This is a genomic window from Aquimarina sp. AU58, assembly GCF_900312745.1.
GTDB lineage: Bacteria > Bacteroidota > Bacteroidia > Flavobacteriales > Flavobacteriaceae > Aquimarina > Aquimarina spinulae.
Genome location: NZ_OMPD01000008.1, coordinates 152,136 through 170,378 on the forward strand (window position 1 = coordinate 152,136; position 18,243 = coordinate 170,378).

Here is an 18,243-nt window from a genome sequence, read left to right on the forward strand (position 1 = left end):
ACTTATAAGAGCTAATTTATGATTACAAAATATCGTATACTTTTTTTATGTCTTTTCATGCTTTTTGTTCAATTTAATTTTGGGCAAACCGATTTTAAAGATCAATTATCTAATGCTGCCTTAGCATTAACCAAAAACAAAATAACATACGACCCTTCTTATTTCTCTATCGGCTACCCAAATGGCGATGTCCCTGGTGACAAAGGAGTATGTACAGATGTAGTAATCAGAGCCTACAGAACACTAGATATTGATTTACAGAAAGAAGTACATGAAGATATGTACACCAATTTTGGACTATATCCCAAAAACTGGGGATTGTCTAGGACCGATAAAAATATTGATCACAGAAGGGTCCCTAACCTGATGAAGTTTTTTTCAAGATTTGGAAAAACAAAACCGATAACTAATAACCCAAAAGATTATGCTCCCGGTGATATTGTATGTTGGAGTCTGGGAGGAGGACTAACACATATTGGTTTGGTAGTAAACAAAAAATCTAACGACCAACAGCGTTATTTAATCGTTCATAATATTGGTGGCGGACAAGTATTAGCAGATTGTCTATTTGATTATAAGATTATTGGTCACTATCAGTATGAGAAATGAAGCATCTTTATTCCTTGGTATTAGTATCTTCTTTTATTTCAGAATCTAGGTCTTTTTTCTCTTCTCCTTTCAAGTAGTTTGGCAATTGCATCCCTGCCATATTAAACATTTCTTGTAAAGGTGGTACTGCCTTATACATCCCTGAAATAAAGTTGGATGTCGAAGTTTTGCCGTCTTCTCCATTACCATTTTCCCAAACGGTAATTTTATCTATTTTAATATTTTTAATTGCTTCTGCTTGTGTTTTAACTAGCTCGGGTAATTTATCCGCTATCAATAATAACACTGCTTCTTTAGGATCATTTCCTGCAGCTTTCACAATACGATCTAACCCTTCTGCTTGTTTAGTTAAAATTTCATACATCCCTTTTGCTTCAGCTTCTTTTTTCATAAAAATTGCATCCGCCTCTCCTTTTGCAATTCGTCTAATTTGTTCTGCCTCTGCCTCTGCATCAATTTCAATTTTTTTCTTATCAATTTGTGCAGGGACAATGATATCTGCGCCTTGCTCTGCTTCTTTACGTTTTGCTCTAGCATCTTCAGCTATTTTCTCAGCTGCATAGGCTTCTTCTAATGCTCTTGCCGATTGTACTTTTTCTGAAGCATTAGCTATTCTCTCTGCCTCTGCTTCACGAGCTCTCCTATCTGCATCAGAATTAGCAACCTGAATCTTTGCTGTATTTTCACCTTCAACCGCTTTTGCATTTGCCGCAGCAACTTGAACTCTTTGGTCTTGAACAGCTTCTGCTTGTCCTATTGCCCCATCTCTATCTTTTTGAGCTACAGAAATAATAGCATCATTAATAGCTTTTGCTGCAGCTTCTTTTCCTAAGGCTTCGATATATCCAGACTCGTCATGTATATCTGTAATATTTACATTAATCAGTTTTAAACCTACTTTCTTTAATTCTGCTTCAACACTATGCGTAATATGTGATAAGAACTTATCTCTATCTGTATTAATTTCTTCAATATCCATGGATGCAACAACCAATCGTAGCTGACCAAAAATAATTTCTTGTGCTAATTCTTGAACAGCATCTAAGCTTAGTCCCAATAAACGTTCTGCCGCATTCTGCATTATAGTTGGTTCTGTAGAAATACCAATAGTAAATCTAGAAGGTACATTTACACGGATATTTTGTTTACTCAATGCATTAATCAGATTTACTTCTATCGAAATCGGAGTTAAATCCAGGAACGAATAATCCTGAATTATAGGCCATATAAATGCCGCTCCTCCATGAATACATTTAGAAGAACTTTCCCCACCAGTTTTTCCATAAACCACCAACACTTTATCAGAAGGACAACGCTTGTACCTTCTGAACATAGAGAACATAAAAACAACAAAAATTAATATAACTGCGGCCACTAAATATATGCCAGTAACTCCAGTTCCAGCAAATAATGAAAATATATTCATTCGTATTTTATTTAAAATTTTTAGTTAGATAATTTTTCGACCAATAGTAATTCTGAGCCTATAATTTCAACAACTTTTACTATAGTAGAAGTCTTCAAAATTTCTTCAGAATCTGTTACTGCTTCTAATTCTCGTAAACTACCTTGTACTTTAATTTGAATTTTTCCTATACTCGATCGATTTGCTCCAATTGGTAAATATACTTCGCCAATTGCTCCAATAGCATTTTTAATTTTCAATGTACCAGATTCAGCCATTTTATGCATCCAGAAAAACAAGAGAGAGGTTAATATCATCATTAGTAATCCAGCAAAAGAAGAAATAACGATTGTAACAATAGTAGATAATTCGTTATCAATACATAAAATACCTGTCCAACCAAAAATGGTAAAAAAAGCAATTACATTTTTAAATGTGAAAAATTGAAAACCTACACCTCCATCATCTGCATCAATATCAGAAATATCTGCTTCCATATCCACATCACTAGCTCCAATAAAGGTCAAAGCAAAAATAATTAGGAATATAATAGAACCTAATATTGCAATAATCCAATATGCTTGCTCGAAGGTTGACATACCTTCAAAAAATTCGTTCATAGATTTCAGAATTAACAGGCATAAATCTACTAAAAAAAATCAAGATTTAGTTATGATAAAAATATTAGAGATGTTAATTTATGAATCCAATCTATATAAACAAATAAGAAGAATAAAAAATGAAGCAATGTTAGGTTTCAAACTTCTCTACAGTTAAATTAGATAACGATATAATACATAAAAAGCATACGCTTCTTTTTTCATATCTAAATCATTACATTAATCTATCGTGTTCACTCATACACTCCAATTAAAAGGGCATGATCTGATATGCTATAATATTCTTTTTTCAGAAAAACCGGTCTAATCGCTTTGGCACTCCATATTTGATCTATTTCGAATAAGGGAATACCGTATGGCCAGGTTGCTGTGAATCCTTTCGACATCTTATGAAAACTATTCAGGTTATCTTTAAAATCGCCAAAATGTACACTTTCATAAGGTGTATTAAAATCCCCTACAATAAAAGACGGATTATTTTGTATAGTAAATTCATAGATCGTATGTAATGCCGATTTTCTATTCGTAAAAGGTACAGCATTAACATCTGCAATCAGTATTGATGTTTTTTGATTCGCAAGAGTAACGGTAATATAATTAAACTTAAAACTCTCATCTTTGAAGTGATATTGGATATCATCTATCTCTCCTTTTACTGCCAGTACCATCCCACCTTTCAGTTTTTGTATACTATATGATGGAAATGTATTCTTAAATCGCATTACATCCTTATCGGTCAACTCTTCGGCCTCTACTAATCCTATAAAAGATGGTTTTTGTTGCTTTGTTTTTTTGATGATAATATCCATCGATCGCTCTCCTTTTCTTGCAATATTCCAAAACAATATACTCTTATTGTTATCAAGAGGTTCTGGTGGTGATTGTATCTTATAATAGCCCGTAAACCAATACAACGATATACATAAAAAACACCCGATTAAAGAGTACAATATTTTTTTCTCTTTAAAAAACAATACACATAGCACTAAATTTCCGATCAGTAGAAATAGTACAGGGAATGCATAATATATAATATTGATGGGGTATATAATATCCCTAAGAATGAAATGAATAAAAATAAGTATGCCGTAAAGAACAAGAAGAAACTTTCTTTTCGAAATACGATACCTGTGTTTTACTATTGAACTCATCTCAACTTTTTCTATTTCCTAAAAAATGACTGAAATTCACCCATATTTCGCTACTTTTTTGATTCGCTCGAAAATAGTTTTTTTTATTGAAGTAGTTTCAAGATGCAATAGATTTTCTAATACATAATCCGGGTAATATCGTTTAGTTAGGCTTATTATTGTCAGTCTGAGACATCCAATAAATTTTATCCAGTGTTTAAGCTGACGTTCCAAAGCAGAGCTTTGAAATCTTTTTTCACCAGTATAAGATTTGTTTTGCGTTAAAAAATCTTGAAGCCTTGGAAAGATTTTAGCACAATAAATCTGGTTTTCAATGAAATTGAAAAATACCTTGAAAAAAGCGCCTTTTCTTTTGGTTCGTTTTCTTTGGGCGAGCAAAGAAAATGAACAGAAAGCCTAATCAAAGGAATTAGATGAAATTCAAGAGTATATAAGTTTGTGAAAAACAAATCATTATGAAATACGTCAATGGTAGCCTGTCGAAGACATTTGAAAAGCATTTCGACAAAGGCCTGTCCTGAGTCTATCGAAGGGCTCAATGTGGCATAAATTTTTAAACTTTATCCTTAACTTAACGTCATTGATAATCTGGGTTAAACCCCTTCAATCAAAAACAACACTAAACTTACTTACATCAGATGCAAAACAGCACTCAAAAAAATATTATTTTTCATTTTTCATTTCTAAATCCTTACATTAGTAATTCACACCTAATCAATTATTTAATATAAAATCTAATATATGGGTAAAGGAGATAAAAAAACACGTCGTGGTAAAATCATTATGGGAACGTATGGAAGATTAAGACGTCGTAAAAAATCAACTGCTATAACAGCAACTACAAAACCTAAAACAGCAGCTAAAATCGAACCCACGCCAAAAACTGAGGCAACACCAAAAGCTGAGTCAAAACCAAAGGCCAAACCAGCAGCAAAGAAGACTACAAAGAAGAAAACCGACGAGGAATCTGAATAAGTTTTAAACCGAGATTAAAAATATTTTTGATATTGCATCACCCTAAAATCAATAGTATTGAATTTGGGGTTTGCTTTTTTTAATGCCTTATATTCCTGTAAACTTCCTATAGATCGATTGGCAGCTCCAGACGGTGCGGTAAGAGATACTGTATTGATGATTCTACCTTCTAAACTAAATCGATGGATTCTTGGGATATCGTTTGATACCAATTCTAACTTAAGATCATATCCTTTTAGGTGTTTTCTAAAAAAGTATTCCGGGCCATTTTTACTATTGCCTCCTGTAAAAAGCAGCGTATCTATTTGCGGGTATTGTTTTAAATATGATATGATATCCCTAAGCGTACTATTTTGCATTCCTAAATCTGATGCATCGATCTTTTCTCGCTCACAACTATGTACAATATCGCAAACTCCTATTCCTCTAGAGGTTAAGAAATCTTTTCTTTGATCTATTGCTTTTTGGGTGGTCTCAAACTTTAAATCCAAATCAAATATGTTATCCAAAACAGGCCATAGCAAACCACTTATACTACCATAACAAAAATTAACATCTCCTTTTTTTAATTCCCCCATTGTAAACCTTGGTGGTGGTAATGTTCCTACAATTAGTTTGGTAGCGCCTTTAGGGAAAAACGGTTCGTATGGATGCGTATGTAGAAACAAATGAATTACGAATTATGAGTTAATGAATCACGAAGGTAATAGTATTATTTAAAAAAGTAAAAGAGGAAATTGATCCCGATATTCAAATACCTATAACCTCTCGACTATCGACTTTAAAAAAAGCTATTATTTTTTTCTCAGTCCCGAAAAATGAAACTGGCGCGCTTTAATATTGCATTGGGAATACAATTAAAAACAAAATCAGTCACTACAAAATTATTTTTATGAAAAACATTTTTATTTTTTTAATTGTTTTTTTTATTGGTTTATGTGCCAAAGCGCAAACTAATTTAGAAGAAACACCTTATAGTTTGCCGAATATCGTGCCTGCGGCTCCCGATGTTCATAATTTTCAGAAATATGGGGGCATTCCGGTAGGGTACTATACCGGCATTCCACAGATCAATATACCTTTGTATGAAATCACTACCAGAACGGGAGTATCTGTTCCTATTAGCTTAAAGTATCATGCGGGAGGAATCAAAGTAGATGAAAAAGCTTCCAGAACTGGTTTAGGGTGGAGTTTACAAGCAGAAGGAATGATTTCTAGAACCGTAAGTGGATTACTTGATTTTACAGGAACCTTTACCAAACCTAATCTAAATACATTTAATCCTAATGACTCGGCTAACAATTATAATGATTACCTGTATGCTAATTCTGTTATAAAAGGCGAATCTGACAGTCAACCCGATATCTACTCCTATACCTTTTTAAACACATCGGGTAAGTTTGTTTTTGATAAAGACAAAAACCTTCATTTAATTCCTCAGAAGGCCATAAAGATTACTCCTAATGAAAGTATAAATACGTTTCAAATTACAGATGAGAGTGGTACTGTTTTTACTTTTGATCAAATAGATCAGTCTTATATTACTTCTACTTGTCCTGCATCTCTAGGTGCTATTGAAAATCAATTTAACTCTAGTTGGAAATTACGTAAAATACGAACTACTGATGGTGAAGAAATCAATTTTACATATCGAACATTTCAGTACCAGTATATGTATTCCAGGGAGTTCATCAAATATATAAAAGATATAAATCAATTTGGATGCCCCAACAAAGCAGATAAAGGCTGTCAGAAAACAATACATCATACAGAAGCTGTATTAGAAAAAATTTCTTTTAGTGATGGAACCGTAGATTTTATATACTCAGATGATACCAATTACCCTATTGCCGGAAGTAACATAAGAAAAGATCTTCCAGGGAATCATGCTTTACGTAAAATAATCATAAAAGATTTTTTAGGAAATGAGACAAAAAGTTTTGAATTACAATATGATTATTTTAAAGCACAAGATAGCTCTACTAATGCAGATGATTACCGTCTAAAACTCATAGCGTTCGAAGAAATAAATGCAGATAAAAAACATCAGTTTTTATATAATGAGAGTATAAAACTACCCAGACGTTTTAGTAATTCACAAGATTATTGGGGATATTATAATGGACAAGGTAGTCAACCTTTATACCCTACTACATTTTTTGGAGGACAACTTCTGCTAGGAGGTGATCGTGAGGTCTATCCTGAATATGCAAAAGCTGGCACACTACGACGTATTGTATATCCTACGGGAGGGTATTCTGAATTTGAATATGAATCCAATCAATATTTTTCATCCACAGGAAAAAATGAATATAACATAGGTAGTACTCTAATTGCTTCGGCGAATGGTTCTAATTATAATTCAAGTCAGAATTTTCCTTTTACCATTCTGGAAAAGTATGAAGGAATCAAACTTAAGGTAGACAATACATGCGATACTACAGAAACTGTATTCGATGATGCTTGTTCCTTTAAAGTGTTTAACAGTAATAATGAACAAGTTTCTTTTATAAGAGAGGCTGGAGAATACAATTTTGGATTGGATCCCGGTAGTTATACTATAAGATTTGAGTATTTGGGAGATACCTGTAATTGTAAAGCAACTATGAGTTGGGTAGAAAATGAGATTGTAGGGGCAAATACAAACGTCCTGGCTGGTGGACTTCGTATTAAAAAGCTAAAAAATCATGATGGTATTAAAACAGAAGAAACACAATATACATATACTCAGGAAAACACCACTCGATCCAGTGGTATTATCCAGGGGAAACCTATATTTTCTTATGTGATTACAGAACCTAATCCCGATGCAACTTTGGGAGCTTGTACTTATCTATCCATACATTATTCTTCTATCTATCCTATAGCCACCGCCTCAGGAAATTCTGTAGGGTATACCACAGTAACCACGAGTAAGCATAATAACAATGAGAACGGTAAAACGGTATATACATTTACCAATGATAGTGATATTATAAGCTCAGAACTACAAACCCCTACTCCTATTACTTCCTTCGACTGGAAACGAGGATTGTTACTTAACACTACAATGTATGACCATACAAATACTAAAGTATATGAAGAAATTAAGGAGTACGACTTTGACTATAGTTTTATCAATAATTCATCAGAGAGTTATCGATTTGATAGTGTAATTAGCGGGTTATCTATTATAGGAGGAAGAATCCCCGGATCTCCCCCTAATGGCCCCAATACCCAATTTAGTTGGTCTACATATCATATTACAAGTTCCTGGGTAAAACCAATTACGACTACAAAAAACTATTTTTCCCCAGCTAACTATACACAACGTGATCGCTATTATTATGATAACATAAATCACTTACAGCTAACCCGTGTAGAGACAGAAGGTAGTGATAACAATAAAGTGGTACAAAAAACAGTATATCCTCTAGATATTACAAACCCAACACAAGCAGAACAAAAACTCATCGATCAACATCGATTAACAGAACGTATTCGTGTAGAAACCACAAAAGGTAGTTCAAAAACAGTGATTCATACCCTTTATAATGACAACAAGTGGCCCGGCTTGGTGCTTCCTGAATATGTACAAAGTAAAAAAAATAATAATGATTCTGAGAATCGGATTGTATACTACAAATATGATGATAAAGGAAATCCGTTAGAAGTATCGCAAGCAAATGGTACTCACATCATCTATATCTGGGGATATAATGATACCTACCCTATAGCTAAGATCGAAAATGCGACCTATACTAATATGCCGACAGCTATTGTTGATCTTATCAACCAGATCAAAACGGCTAGTACTACTGAAAATTCTATAGCTGCTGAAAATACAATCAGGGAATTGTTTGATCAACTAAGGGAACATCCCTATTTCAAAGCTGCACAGGTAGCGTCTTATACCTATGACCCGTTGATTGGTATTACCAGTATTACTGATCCTAAAGGATATCTGATGACGTATCATTATGATGTTTTTAACCGATTAGAATTTATAAAGGACGCAGAAGGAAATCTAGTTTCTGAAAATAAGTATAACTACAAAAACTAAGGATGATGACCACAAAACAGATATATATATGTACAATAGCAATGTTTATAGGGTTTATAGGCTTCGCACAATTCGGAGGTGGAGATGGATTATTGTTCCGTGATGCCGATGCCGATGGTTATGGGAATCCAAACCTTACAATTTTTGATGATGGAGGCAACCATCCTGGCTATGTAACCAATGGGGATGACTGTAATGACAGCGATCCACTTATTAATCCCAATAAAGCGTGGTATATAGACAATGACGGGGATGGCTGGGGTAGTAACTCAGTCGCTAAAAGACAATGCTATAAGCCTTCAGGCAATTATGTAGATAAAAGTGGAGATTGTAACGACAGTAATGCTTCAATACGACCAAGAACCTTTTATCCTGATAATGATGGTGATGGGTATGGAGTGAGTAGTGGAGTTATTACCAGTTGTGGCTCTGTAAGTAATCCACCTCAAGGGTATGCCAATAATCCTGATGATTGTAATGATACTAATGGAAGCCTACATCCTAATACAAGATGGTCATATGATGGCGATGGAGATGGCTGGGGAGGTAATGACATCTATTATGTCGGTTGTTCAAGACCTAATGAACCTAAATACGCCGAATACATCCTGCAAGGAGGAGATTGTAATGACGGGAATGCAGCGATACATCCTAATACCGTTTGGTATAAGAATAGCGATGGAGATGGTTTTGCTAGCGATAAAAAAATCCAATGTACGAACCCCGGAAGTGGATATAGTTTAACGGTAAAACCATTAGGAGATTGCAATGATAATAATGCTTCAATACATCCTAATACCGTCTGGTATAAGAATAGTGATGGAGATGGTTTTGCCAGTACAACTAAGACACAATGTACGAACCCAGGAAGTGGATATAGTTTAATAGTGCTACCTTTAGGCGATTGCAATGATAATAACGCTTCAATTCACCCCAATACGGTTTGGTATGCTGATAGTGATGGAGATACCTGGGGGGATAAAAACGTAACCAAACAACAATGTACACAACCATCTGGGTTTGTAACCAATGACGATGATTATGATGATACTACCGTAAATATAACCAATATTCAGCCACAGTATTTTTATAATGATGCCGATAATGATGGATTTGGCGACCCCAATGATGGAGTGTATTACAGTGTGCAACCTTCGGGGTATATCTTAAATAATCAGGATAGATGCCCCGAAATTTATGGAGAACGACTGGGATGTATAATAACTCCTCACCTGTTAACCTTATCTGATGAAAATTATGTATTTACCAGGGTATATCAAGAAGAAATGTCATCACCCAGCCAAATCAAATATAATAAAGAGGTTATCGAGAGTGTTACCTATTTTGATGGATTAGGAAGGCCCTTACAGCAACGTTCTATTGCAGCATCACCAGGTGAAAACGATATTGTAACTCATGTAGCATATGATGATTATGGTCGACAAGACAAACAATACCTGCCTTTTGAAGCTAATACTACGGTGGGGAGTTATAAAGATGTAAATATAAATGCTGATATCAACTCGTATTATAAAACTACCTATGCAGATGATTTTGTGGGAATAGATGCTAATCATAATGATTTTAATGCGTATTCACAAAGTATTTTTGAGAAGTCACCTCTTAATCGGGTGCTAGAACAAGGAGCGCCGGGAAAAGCCTGGAAAGCAAATTCTAATAGTGATAATGACCATACGATCAAATTTGATTGGGGTACCAATGTGGCTGATGAAGTAGTGTATTTTAGAGTAAACTTCGCAAATCCAGGAAATACAGAAGACCCTAATCTGGTACAGGATGGTTTTTATACTCCCAATAAGTTGTATATCACCAGTACCAAAGACGAAAACTGGACTCCAGCAGATGGGAATCTTCACACTACCAAAGAGTACAAGGATAAACAAGGTAGAATTGTCTTAAAAAGAACCTTTGCTTCGACAGGCTCAGCAACAGGGGCGCCGAGCGTAGTCGAGGCACATGATACGTATTATGTATATGATGATTTCGGGAATCTTACTTATGTGATTCCTCCCAAAGTAATTGTAGCAGATGGTGTAAGTGATACCGAGCTTGCCGAGTTGTGCTACCAATACAAATATGATAATCGCAATAGGCTTATCGAAAAGAAAATCCCTGGTAAGGATTGGGAGTATATTGTGTATAATAAATTAGACCAACCTATTCTTACTCAGGATGCCAGCTTAAGAGAAGAGAATTCTGGTAAACCTTGGGATCAGTGGTTATTTACCAAATATGATGCGTTTGGCAGAGTAGTATATACAGGATCAATAATCAACGGAAGTACCAGAAAGGTGTTACAGGGAAGAGCTAATGCTTCGACTGATCCACAGTATGAAACCAAAAGCACTACCTCTAGTAGTATTGCAGGAACACCAACATATTATAGTCTGGATGCCTATCCAGATAGAGGGCTGTATAAAGTATATACGATCAATTATTATGACGACTATACTTTTGATATCGCAGGATTGACCAACCCGGGAATGGTATATAACGAAGCTATTACCAATCGAACCAAAACACTACCTACCGGAAGCAAAGTACGGGTGTTAGATACTAATGATTGGATTACCACGGTTACCTATTATGATAAAAAAGCAAGACCTATATATATAGCCAGTAAGAATGAGTATCTTAACACTACAGATGTTATAGAAACCAAGTTGGATTTTGTAGGTAAGGTAGAAGAAACTACTACTAGACATAAGAAAGACAATAATGCTGAAATTGTTACTATAGATCGTTTTGAATACGATCATATGGGTAGATTAACAAAACAAACTCAAACTATAGGAAATCAGGAAGAAACGATTGTAGAAAATACCTATGATGCCCTAGGGCAGTTAGAAAGCAAGAAAACAGGGGGAGGATTACAAGAAGTTGATTATTCTTATAATGTACGGGGTTGGTTGACCAAGATCAATGATCCCGATATAGCTCTTGGGAACAAGCTTTTTGCTTTTGGTATAAATTATAATACTCCACAACATGGGACTACTGCTTTATATAATGGAAATATTGCAGAGACAAAATGGAAAACTGCCAATGATAATGTAGAGCGACATTACAAATACAGTTATGATGCTTTAAATCGAATTACCGATGCAAATTATAATAGTCAGGATAATAGTGAGCAGGATTGGTTTAGGGTTTTTGGGATTACCTATGATAAGAACGGTAACCTAAAATCATTAAAAAGACATAAAAAAGGAAGCCTTAATCAAAGTGTAGCTTTAGATTACCTATCCTATACCTATGATACCGGGAATAAACTCTTAACTGTAGAAGAACAAATCGATGGAGCCAGTGGGTTTGAAGATGGCACTAATACCAATGATGATTACACCTATGATGCTAATGGTAATATGATCATGGATCAAAACAAGGGGATTACCAGCATTACTTATAATCATTTAAATCTCCCTAAAACAGTAACTGTAAATAATGCTTCTCATAATGGAAATATTACCTATATTTACGATGCCACTGGGGTAAAATTAAAAAAGATTACCACAGAAGGAAGTTCATTAACAACAGAGTATGCTGGTAATTATGTGTATAAGAATGGGTCACTAGAATTCTTTAACCATGCAGAAGGGATTGTAGAACATGAAGCCGATGGATATAAGTATGTTTATCAGTTTAAAGACCATTTAGGGAATATACGATTATCGTACAAAGATGCTGATAAGGATGGTTCTATTACTCAAAGTGAGATCGTACAGGAGAAGAATTACTATCCTTTCGGTATGACTCATTCTGGATATAATAGTACACTGCGAGGAAGAAATCATAATTATGGATTTGGTAATAAAGAAGAACAGGATGAGTTAAGTCTTGGCTGGATAGATATAGATGCACGTAATTATAATCCAGAACTTGGACGTTGGATGAACGTGGATCAGAAAGCTGAATTGTTTTATGATTGGACACCATATAAGTATAGCATGAATAATCCTATACTTTTATCTGATCCCGATGGTAATTGTGAGTTCTGTAAAACAGTTTTAAAAAGTGCTGTGAACGCATATAAAAGAACTCTTTCTAATACTTATGAAGGTGCAAAACAACTTGTTAGTAGTCCAATACAGACAGTTAAGAAGGCTGCAAGTAATCACTTTAGCAAATTAAGCAGTCCACAGGGGTTAGTAAGCTTAGCAAAAGATGCTGCATCAACAGCAACAGCAGGAATGTCAGATATAGCACATGATGTAGTAGAAACGGCTTTATCTGAAGATTCAGCTACAACATTGGGTAGTAAAATAGGAGAAAGAGCAGCTAATGTGACGGTTGAAGCTGCTGCAATAGCTACAGGTGAGTTAGTAGGTAAAGGATTACAAAGTTCTGTTAAAGCACTTAAAAATGTAGGTAAAGTAAAAACTAGTAAACCATTTGCTACGAAAACTTTTGATGATTCTACATCTTTGGTAGAAGGTACCCAATTTTCGGGAACTATTTCTGGAGAAGGTGGAGCTATGACAGTTGAAATTGATATGATAGAAAAAATTGCAGAAGGTGCTACATCAAACGCCAGTTTGATTACTGCTGCCGAATCTATTGCTGCTGAAAATGGAATGTCGAGTATTACTGTTGTAGGGCTTGTAGTTAATGATGCAGCAGCGGTTAAAGCAGCAGGTGAATATGTTAAAGCGGGATATAGTATAAGTACAAAAACTGTTAATGGATCGACTCTATTAACAAGAACAAAAACACTTAAAAAGTAATGGATCATTTATATAGATATAAACTAATTATTAAGAAATTAGAGGAGCTTTATGGAACTTTAGAAAATCTAAAGACTAATAATAAAAATTTGCATACAAGAGTCTATACAGATATAAAGTTATTTAGAAATAATCATGAGTTTAAGCTGGCATCTAAAGAATTACCTGTTTTAGAGTGTCAATTAGATAATGACAATTATATTTTAGCCACGACAAATTCATTATTTAGTATTTATAATAATATTAGATATGAAATGCAGTATTCTGACTTTTCTAAAAATGATAAGAAGTATTTTTCTAAAAGTGGTCAAATAGCTGAAGGAGAAACAAGAGTTTTTAAATATTACCTAAAAAATGGAGAGGAATTTTTATATGAAATAGATTCTTTGTACCCTGCTGATATTGTTCATAATAGACTTGTTTTAAGTATGCGTTTTGGAAAATATGATTCCCCCGCTGGGTAATGGGTCAAACTGGTGCTTTTGAAAAGAGTACTATAAAGTTTGATTATCAAATAAATGATATAAGTAAAAAAGAGTTGTAGAAATACGACTCTTTTTTTATGCTCTAAAGTGAGCTAAGAAAACAGTTCTCTAGCCTGCCAGAAAGGAGGAAAAGAAAAATACAACCCTATCAAAACTTAAATCTATGCGAACAAACAACATTGCTGAGATACAGATCAGCTACTCCCCCGCTGCTCCTAGCGTGTAATTGATCGCTACCGCTATGCCTCTTGGCTAGTGGCGTTTTGAGCGAGGGTTACGAGTAATAAATAAATTATACTAAATCCACAGCATTAATGTTGTAGATTTTTTTATTTATAAGCTAATCTAGTTTAGTAATGGATCAAACTGGTGCTTTTGAGAAAAAGCGTATTCACGGTATTAATTATCAATAACTTACAAAACAGACAAGCCTCAATTAAAGAGGCTTGTTTATGTTGTTTACACTATCTAAAATTGCTTAGAACCTATTAAATAAGGGTTTTATATTGCTACGTGGGTCAAATTGGTGCTTGGTTATATTTGCTAACTAAACAAGTGAAATATTAGCTATATTTACGACGCCACTGGGGTAAAATTAAAAAAGATTACCACAGAGGGAAGTTCATCAACAACAGAATATGCCGGTAATTATGTGTATAAGAATGGCATTTTAGAATTTTTCAACCATCCAGAAGGTATAGTAGAGAAAGAAGCTGACGGGTATAAATATATATATCAGTTTAAAGACCATTTAGGGAACATCAGACTATCCTACAAAGATGCTGATAAAGACGGGACGATTACACAAAACGAGATCGTACAGGAGAAAAACTATTATCCATTTGGGCTGCAACACAAAGGGTACAACTTTGCCGTGAATGGTAGGAAGCATCAATATAAATATAATGGTAAGGAGTTTGAAGAAAATTTAGGACTTAATTGGTATGATTATGGTGCTAGGCGTTACGACCCTGCAATTGGGAGATGGTTTGTAAACGATAATCTTGCTGATGATGAAATGCAAATTGATAAATCTCCTTATGCATATAGTTGGAATTCTCCCATTAGTTTAAATGATCCTGATGGAAATTGTCCTTGGTGTATAGGGGCACTGGTAGGTGCTGTTACTGAATATGCAGTTCAAGCCACAATTAATTTAGCTAAAGGTCAGAACCTTGGTGATGCGCTTTGGAATAACATTGATGGGGTGGATGTTTTAGTAGCAGCAGGAGAGGGTGCATTGACTAGTGGAGCAAGTGCAGTCAGAAGAGTTGCTATAACTGCAGGAGCTGAAGTAGTAAAAGCTGCTGTCGATTATAATGGAAATGGTAATTTTGATATTGCTGTAGTTGGGCAGGGTAAAGGGCTTACTGTTACTGGAGAAAGCCAAAAGACTGCAAAAGGAATTGCGATTGACACAGCAATCGGAATTGCTGGAGCAGAAGGTTCTAATAAAATTGATAATGTTATTAAGAATTCTAGTAATGCAGCAGTTAAATCTACTAAATCTATTGTAACTGCAACTTCTAAAAATTTAGATAAAGCTAATAATGTAACTAGAAATGGGACTAAAAGTGCAAGAAATTTTAAAGGAAAATCTTCCAATGAAGCTTTCAAAGGTTTTAGTGCAGCAAAGCAATCGCAAGATATAGCAAATGGAGTTAATAGTAATCTTAATAGTATTAGAGTTGGTACGGGTACAGTAGAAGGATCAGCTTCCTCAAATTTGGCTGAAAAAGCACAAAAAACAATAAAATCTGAAGATGAACAAAACTAACATTAAGAATAAAAGGTATTTGATTTTTGTTGTGCTTGTTTTTAGTTTAGTAACATTTAAAATTTATCAAACAGTTGAAAAAAACAACTCATTGAATGAAAACTCACAATATACTATTGCAAAAATAACCGATAAATATTATGTTAAAAGTAAAGGTTATTATGTTCACTACACTTATATAGTAGATTTAAAAGAATATAATAGAAGTTGTAAAGTGATGACAGATGAACAAAAAGTTAAAATAGGAGATAAGTATAAAGTCCAATATTCACAGGATGAGCCAGAAAACAGTCAATTAATTTTTAAAGAAAGAATAATAAATGAATAAACTTTTTGTAGTACTAGTTTTGTCTAGCATGTTTGCCTTAGGTCAAAATTTTGAAGGCAAGGTAATATATCAAAATAATTACGAAAGTAAAACTCCTAATTTGACTAATGAACAACTTAACTTGTTAATGGGTACTGTTCAAGAGTATATAATTAAAAAAGGGAATTACAAAACTTCTTTTAATGGTCAATTAAGCCAATATCAATTATATAGAAATAAAGAGAATAAGTTATATAATAAGTTTTCTACAAATAATGTGTTATATTGGAGTGATGGGGCTATTGAGGGCGAAAAGGTTATTGATTTTAAAATCATAAAGGATAAAGAAAATATTTTAGGGTTGAAATGTGATGAACTTACTATGAAGACTTCAAAAGGTACATATGTATATTATTATAATTCTAAATACTCTATAGATCCAGATTATTTTAAGAAACACCTTTTTGGAAATTGGTATACTTATGTGAAAGAATCTAAATCTATTCCATTAAAAATGGTAATGGATACACCTGAATTTAAATCAACCAGTATAGCTATTAAAATAGAAGAATTAGACGTAAAAAAAGAAATATTTGAATTACCTAAGATTCCTATAGAACCTATTAGTAATTTTGGTAAATAGAATTCCCCCGCTCTCGCTAGTGGCGTCAAAGCTTGCAGATAGAAGTCCTTTTAATTTACACAATAAAGAGTTTAAAATAAATTTTTATGGCAAAGGAAATATATCAAATTAAAAAAGCTTTAGGTCTACTATTATTATGTGTTATTTTAACATCTTGTCAACCTCCTAAAGAACAGGATTTACTAGATGAAGCAAGATTTAATTTTGAAAATATAACTTTTGATAGGGGTATGGACAGATTGTCTTTTAAAGGGCCAATTATTAAAAATAGGGTTGAGAATTTTAAAGCAGACCCAGGATACAAAGTATATGGGTGGTATTATGTTCATAGAAAAGATACTATATGGGTTTATGCAAAAGTTGATACTCTTTTACAGAAAGAAACATCAATTCATTTTTCAAATAATATAGATGAACATATTGATGAATTAGATAGAAGAATGCAATAAAAATTAGAAATCCCCCTAGTTGCGCAAAGTCTCCTGACTTAGCGGAAAGATCAAAGAAAGGTTTATAAATACTAAGAACCAGTTACAGCGATGTAGCTGGTTTTTTTTGATATAAGTATATCATATAAAAAACCAGATAACACTATTCTATGTATTATTTTTGTGCTAACGATAACTTCTTATTCTGATAAATCAAAAGATATCGCCAACCAATTATAAAATAATGAGATGACGAAGAAATGTAATCCAGTTGTTTATTTTGAGATTCCCCCTGCTGCTCCTAGCGTGTAATTGATCGCTACCGCTATGCCTCTGGCTAGTGGCGATGATGAGTGAGCGATATGAGTAAGAAATAAATTATACTAAATCCACAGCATTAGTGTTGTGGATTTTTTGATATTTTGTAATACAAAATATCAAAAAATTAGAGGTTTAAGATCTAAGTATATATTATATAAAAAAGACCAGATAGCACTATTCTATATATTACTTTTGTACTAATAATAACCTCTTGTTACGATAAATCAAAAAATATCGTTAACCAATTATAAAATAATGAGATGACAAAGAAATGTAATCCAGTTGTTTATTTTGAAATCCCAGTTACAGATATTGATAGGGCCATTAAATTTTACAAATCTGTATTTAACTTCACTTTTGAAAAAGAAATTATTGATAAAAATGAAATGGCTTTGTTTCCTTTTGAAGAAGAAAACACCGGAATTTCGGGAGCATTGGCAAAGGGAGAAATCTACAAACCAACACATAACGGAGTTGTAATTTACTTCAATACAGAAAATATTGATAAGACCTTAAAAATTGCAATTGAAAATGGTGGACAAATGTTGTATCCAAAAACATCAAATGGAGACCTGGGTTTTGTCGCAGAATTTGAAGATAGCGAAGGAAATAGAATTGCTTTACATCAACCACTAAATTGATCTGAGAAAAAAAACAATCTGATCCCTCAAATATGATAGCACAGAAATATTTCTGTGCTGGCTATGAGTAATAGTTCAAAGAATATAGGAATAA

14 protein-coding genes are annotated in these 18,243 nt (G+C 33.7%); 10 read left to right on the forward strand and 4 right to left on the reverse strand.

What is annotated here, in order from left to right; all coding sequences use genetic code 11:
- The first annotated feature begins 18 nt into the window (after positions 1-18).
- Positions 19-609 carry a DUF1287 domain-containing protein gene (locus DK441_RS05025; RefSeq protein WP_370444302.1) on the forward strand — a complete coding sequence of 197 codons (591 nt, stop codon included), beginning with the start codon at positions 19-21 and terminating at the stop codon, positions 607-609.
- A gap of 7 nt (positions 610-616) precedes the next feature.
- Here DK441_RS05025 and DK441_RS05030 read toward each other — a convergent pair whose 3' ends face one another.
- The 3 genes from DK441_RS05030 to DK441_RS05040 form a co-directional block, all read right to left on the reverse strand.
- A complete protein-coding gene (locus tag DK441_RS05030) occupies positions 617-2,035 on the reverse strand; it encodes a flotillin family protein (protein WP_109097775.1) in 1,419 nt (472 codons plus the stop codon).
- A gap of 20 nt (positions 2,036-2,055) precedes the next feature.
- A complete protein-coding gene (locus tag DK441_RS05035) occupies positions 2,056-2,634 on the reverse strand; it encodes a hypothetical protein (RefSeq protein WP_109097776.1) in 579 nt (192 codons plus the stop codon).
- A 233-nt stretch (positions 2,635-2,867) separates the two neighbouring features.
- Positions 2,868-3,785, reverse strand: coding sequence for an endonuclease/exonuclease/phosphatase family protein (locus tag DK441_RS05040; RefSeq protein WP_160111956.1), 918 nt, complete (start codon positions 3,783-3,785; stop codon positions 2,868-2,870).
- Between the two features lie 741 nt (positions 3,786-4,526).
- Here DK441_RS05040 and DK441_RS27250 point away from each other — a divergent pair.
- A complete protein-coding gene (locus tag DK441_RS27250; RefSeq protein ID WP_109097779.1) occupies positions 4,527-4,760 on the forward strand; it encodes a 30S ribosomal protein THX in 234 nt (77 codons plus the stop codon).
- A gap of 14 nt (positions 4,761-4,774) precedes the next feature.
- Here the strand turns inward: DK441_RS27250 and DK441_RS05055 are convergent, their stop codons facing one another.
- Positions 4,775-5,428 (reverse strand): uracil-DNA glycosylase family protein, encoded by a 654-nt coding sequence (locus DK441_RS05055; protein WP_109097780.1) that lies wholly within the window; start codon positions 5,426-5,428, stop codon positions 4,775-4,777.
- 224 nt (positions 5,429-5,652) lie between these two features.
- Here DK441_RS05055 and DK441_RS05060 point away from each other — a divergent pair, with 224 nt between their 5' ends.
- The 8 genes from DK441_RS05060 (at position 5,653) to DK441_RS05095 (ending at position 18,149) form a co-directional block, all read left to right on the forward strand.
- Complete coding sequence (locus tag DK441_RS05060; protein ID WP_109097781.1) at positions 5,653-8,802, forward strand: hypothetical protein; 3,150 nt, start codon at positions 5,653-5,655, stop codon at positions 8,800-8,802.
- A 5-nt stretch (positions 8,803-8,807) separates the two neighbouring features.
- The gene (locus DK441_RS05065; protein WP_160111957.1) at positions 8,808-13,547 is read left to right on the forward strand and encodes a DUF6443 domain-containing protein; all 4,740 of its coding nucleotides are present in this window, start codon (positions 8,808-8,810) and stop codon (positions 13,545-13,547) included.
- On the forward strand, positions 13,547-14,011 hold the full coding sequence (locus DK441_RS05070; RefSeq protein ID WP_109097783.1) for a hypothetical protein: 465 nt from the start codon (positions 13,547-13,549) through the stop codon (positions 14,009-14,011). Before DK441_RS05065 ends, DK441_RS05070 begins: the two co-directional genes overlap by 1 nt.
- A gap of 673 nt (positions 14,012-14,684) precedes the next feature.
- Positions 14,685-15,809: an RHS repeat domain-containing protein gene (locus DK441_RS05075; RefSeq protein WP_160111958.1), complete on the forward strand. Its 1,125-nt coding sequence runs from the start codon at positions 14,685-14,687 to the stop codon at positions 15,807-15,809.
- Entirely contained in the window at positions 15,796-16,137 is a 342-nt protein-coding gene (locus tag DK441_RS05080; RefSeq protein WP_109097785.1) for a hypothetical protein, read from the forward strand. The genes DK441_RS05075 and DK441_RS05080 overlap by 14 nt, the downstream gene beginning before the upstream one ends.
- Positions 16,130-16,759, forward strand: a complete 630-nt coding sequence (locus DK441_RS05085) for a hypothetical protein (protein ID WP_109097786.1) — start codon at positions 16,130-16,132, stop codon at positions 16,757-16,759. The genes DK441_RS05080 and DK441_RS05085 overlap by 8 nt, the downstream gene beginning before the upstream one ends.
- An 86-nt stretch (positions 16,760-16,845) precedes the next feature.
- Positions 16,846-17,208, forward strand: a complete 363-nt coding sequence (locus tag DK441_RS05090) for a hypothetical protein (RefSeq protein WP_109097787.1) — start codon at positions 16,846-16,848, stop codon at positions 17,206-17,208.
- Between the two features lie 560 nt (positions 17,209-17,768).
- Entirely contained in the window at positions 17,769-18,149 is a 381-nt protein-coding gene (locus tag DK441_RS05095; protein ID WP_109097788.1) for a VOC family protein, read from the forward strand.
- Positions 18,150-18,243 lie beyond the last annotated feature (94 nt).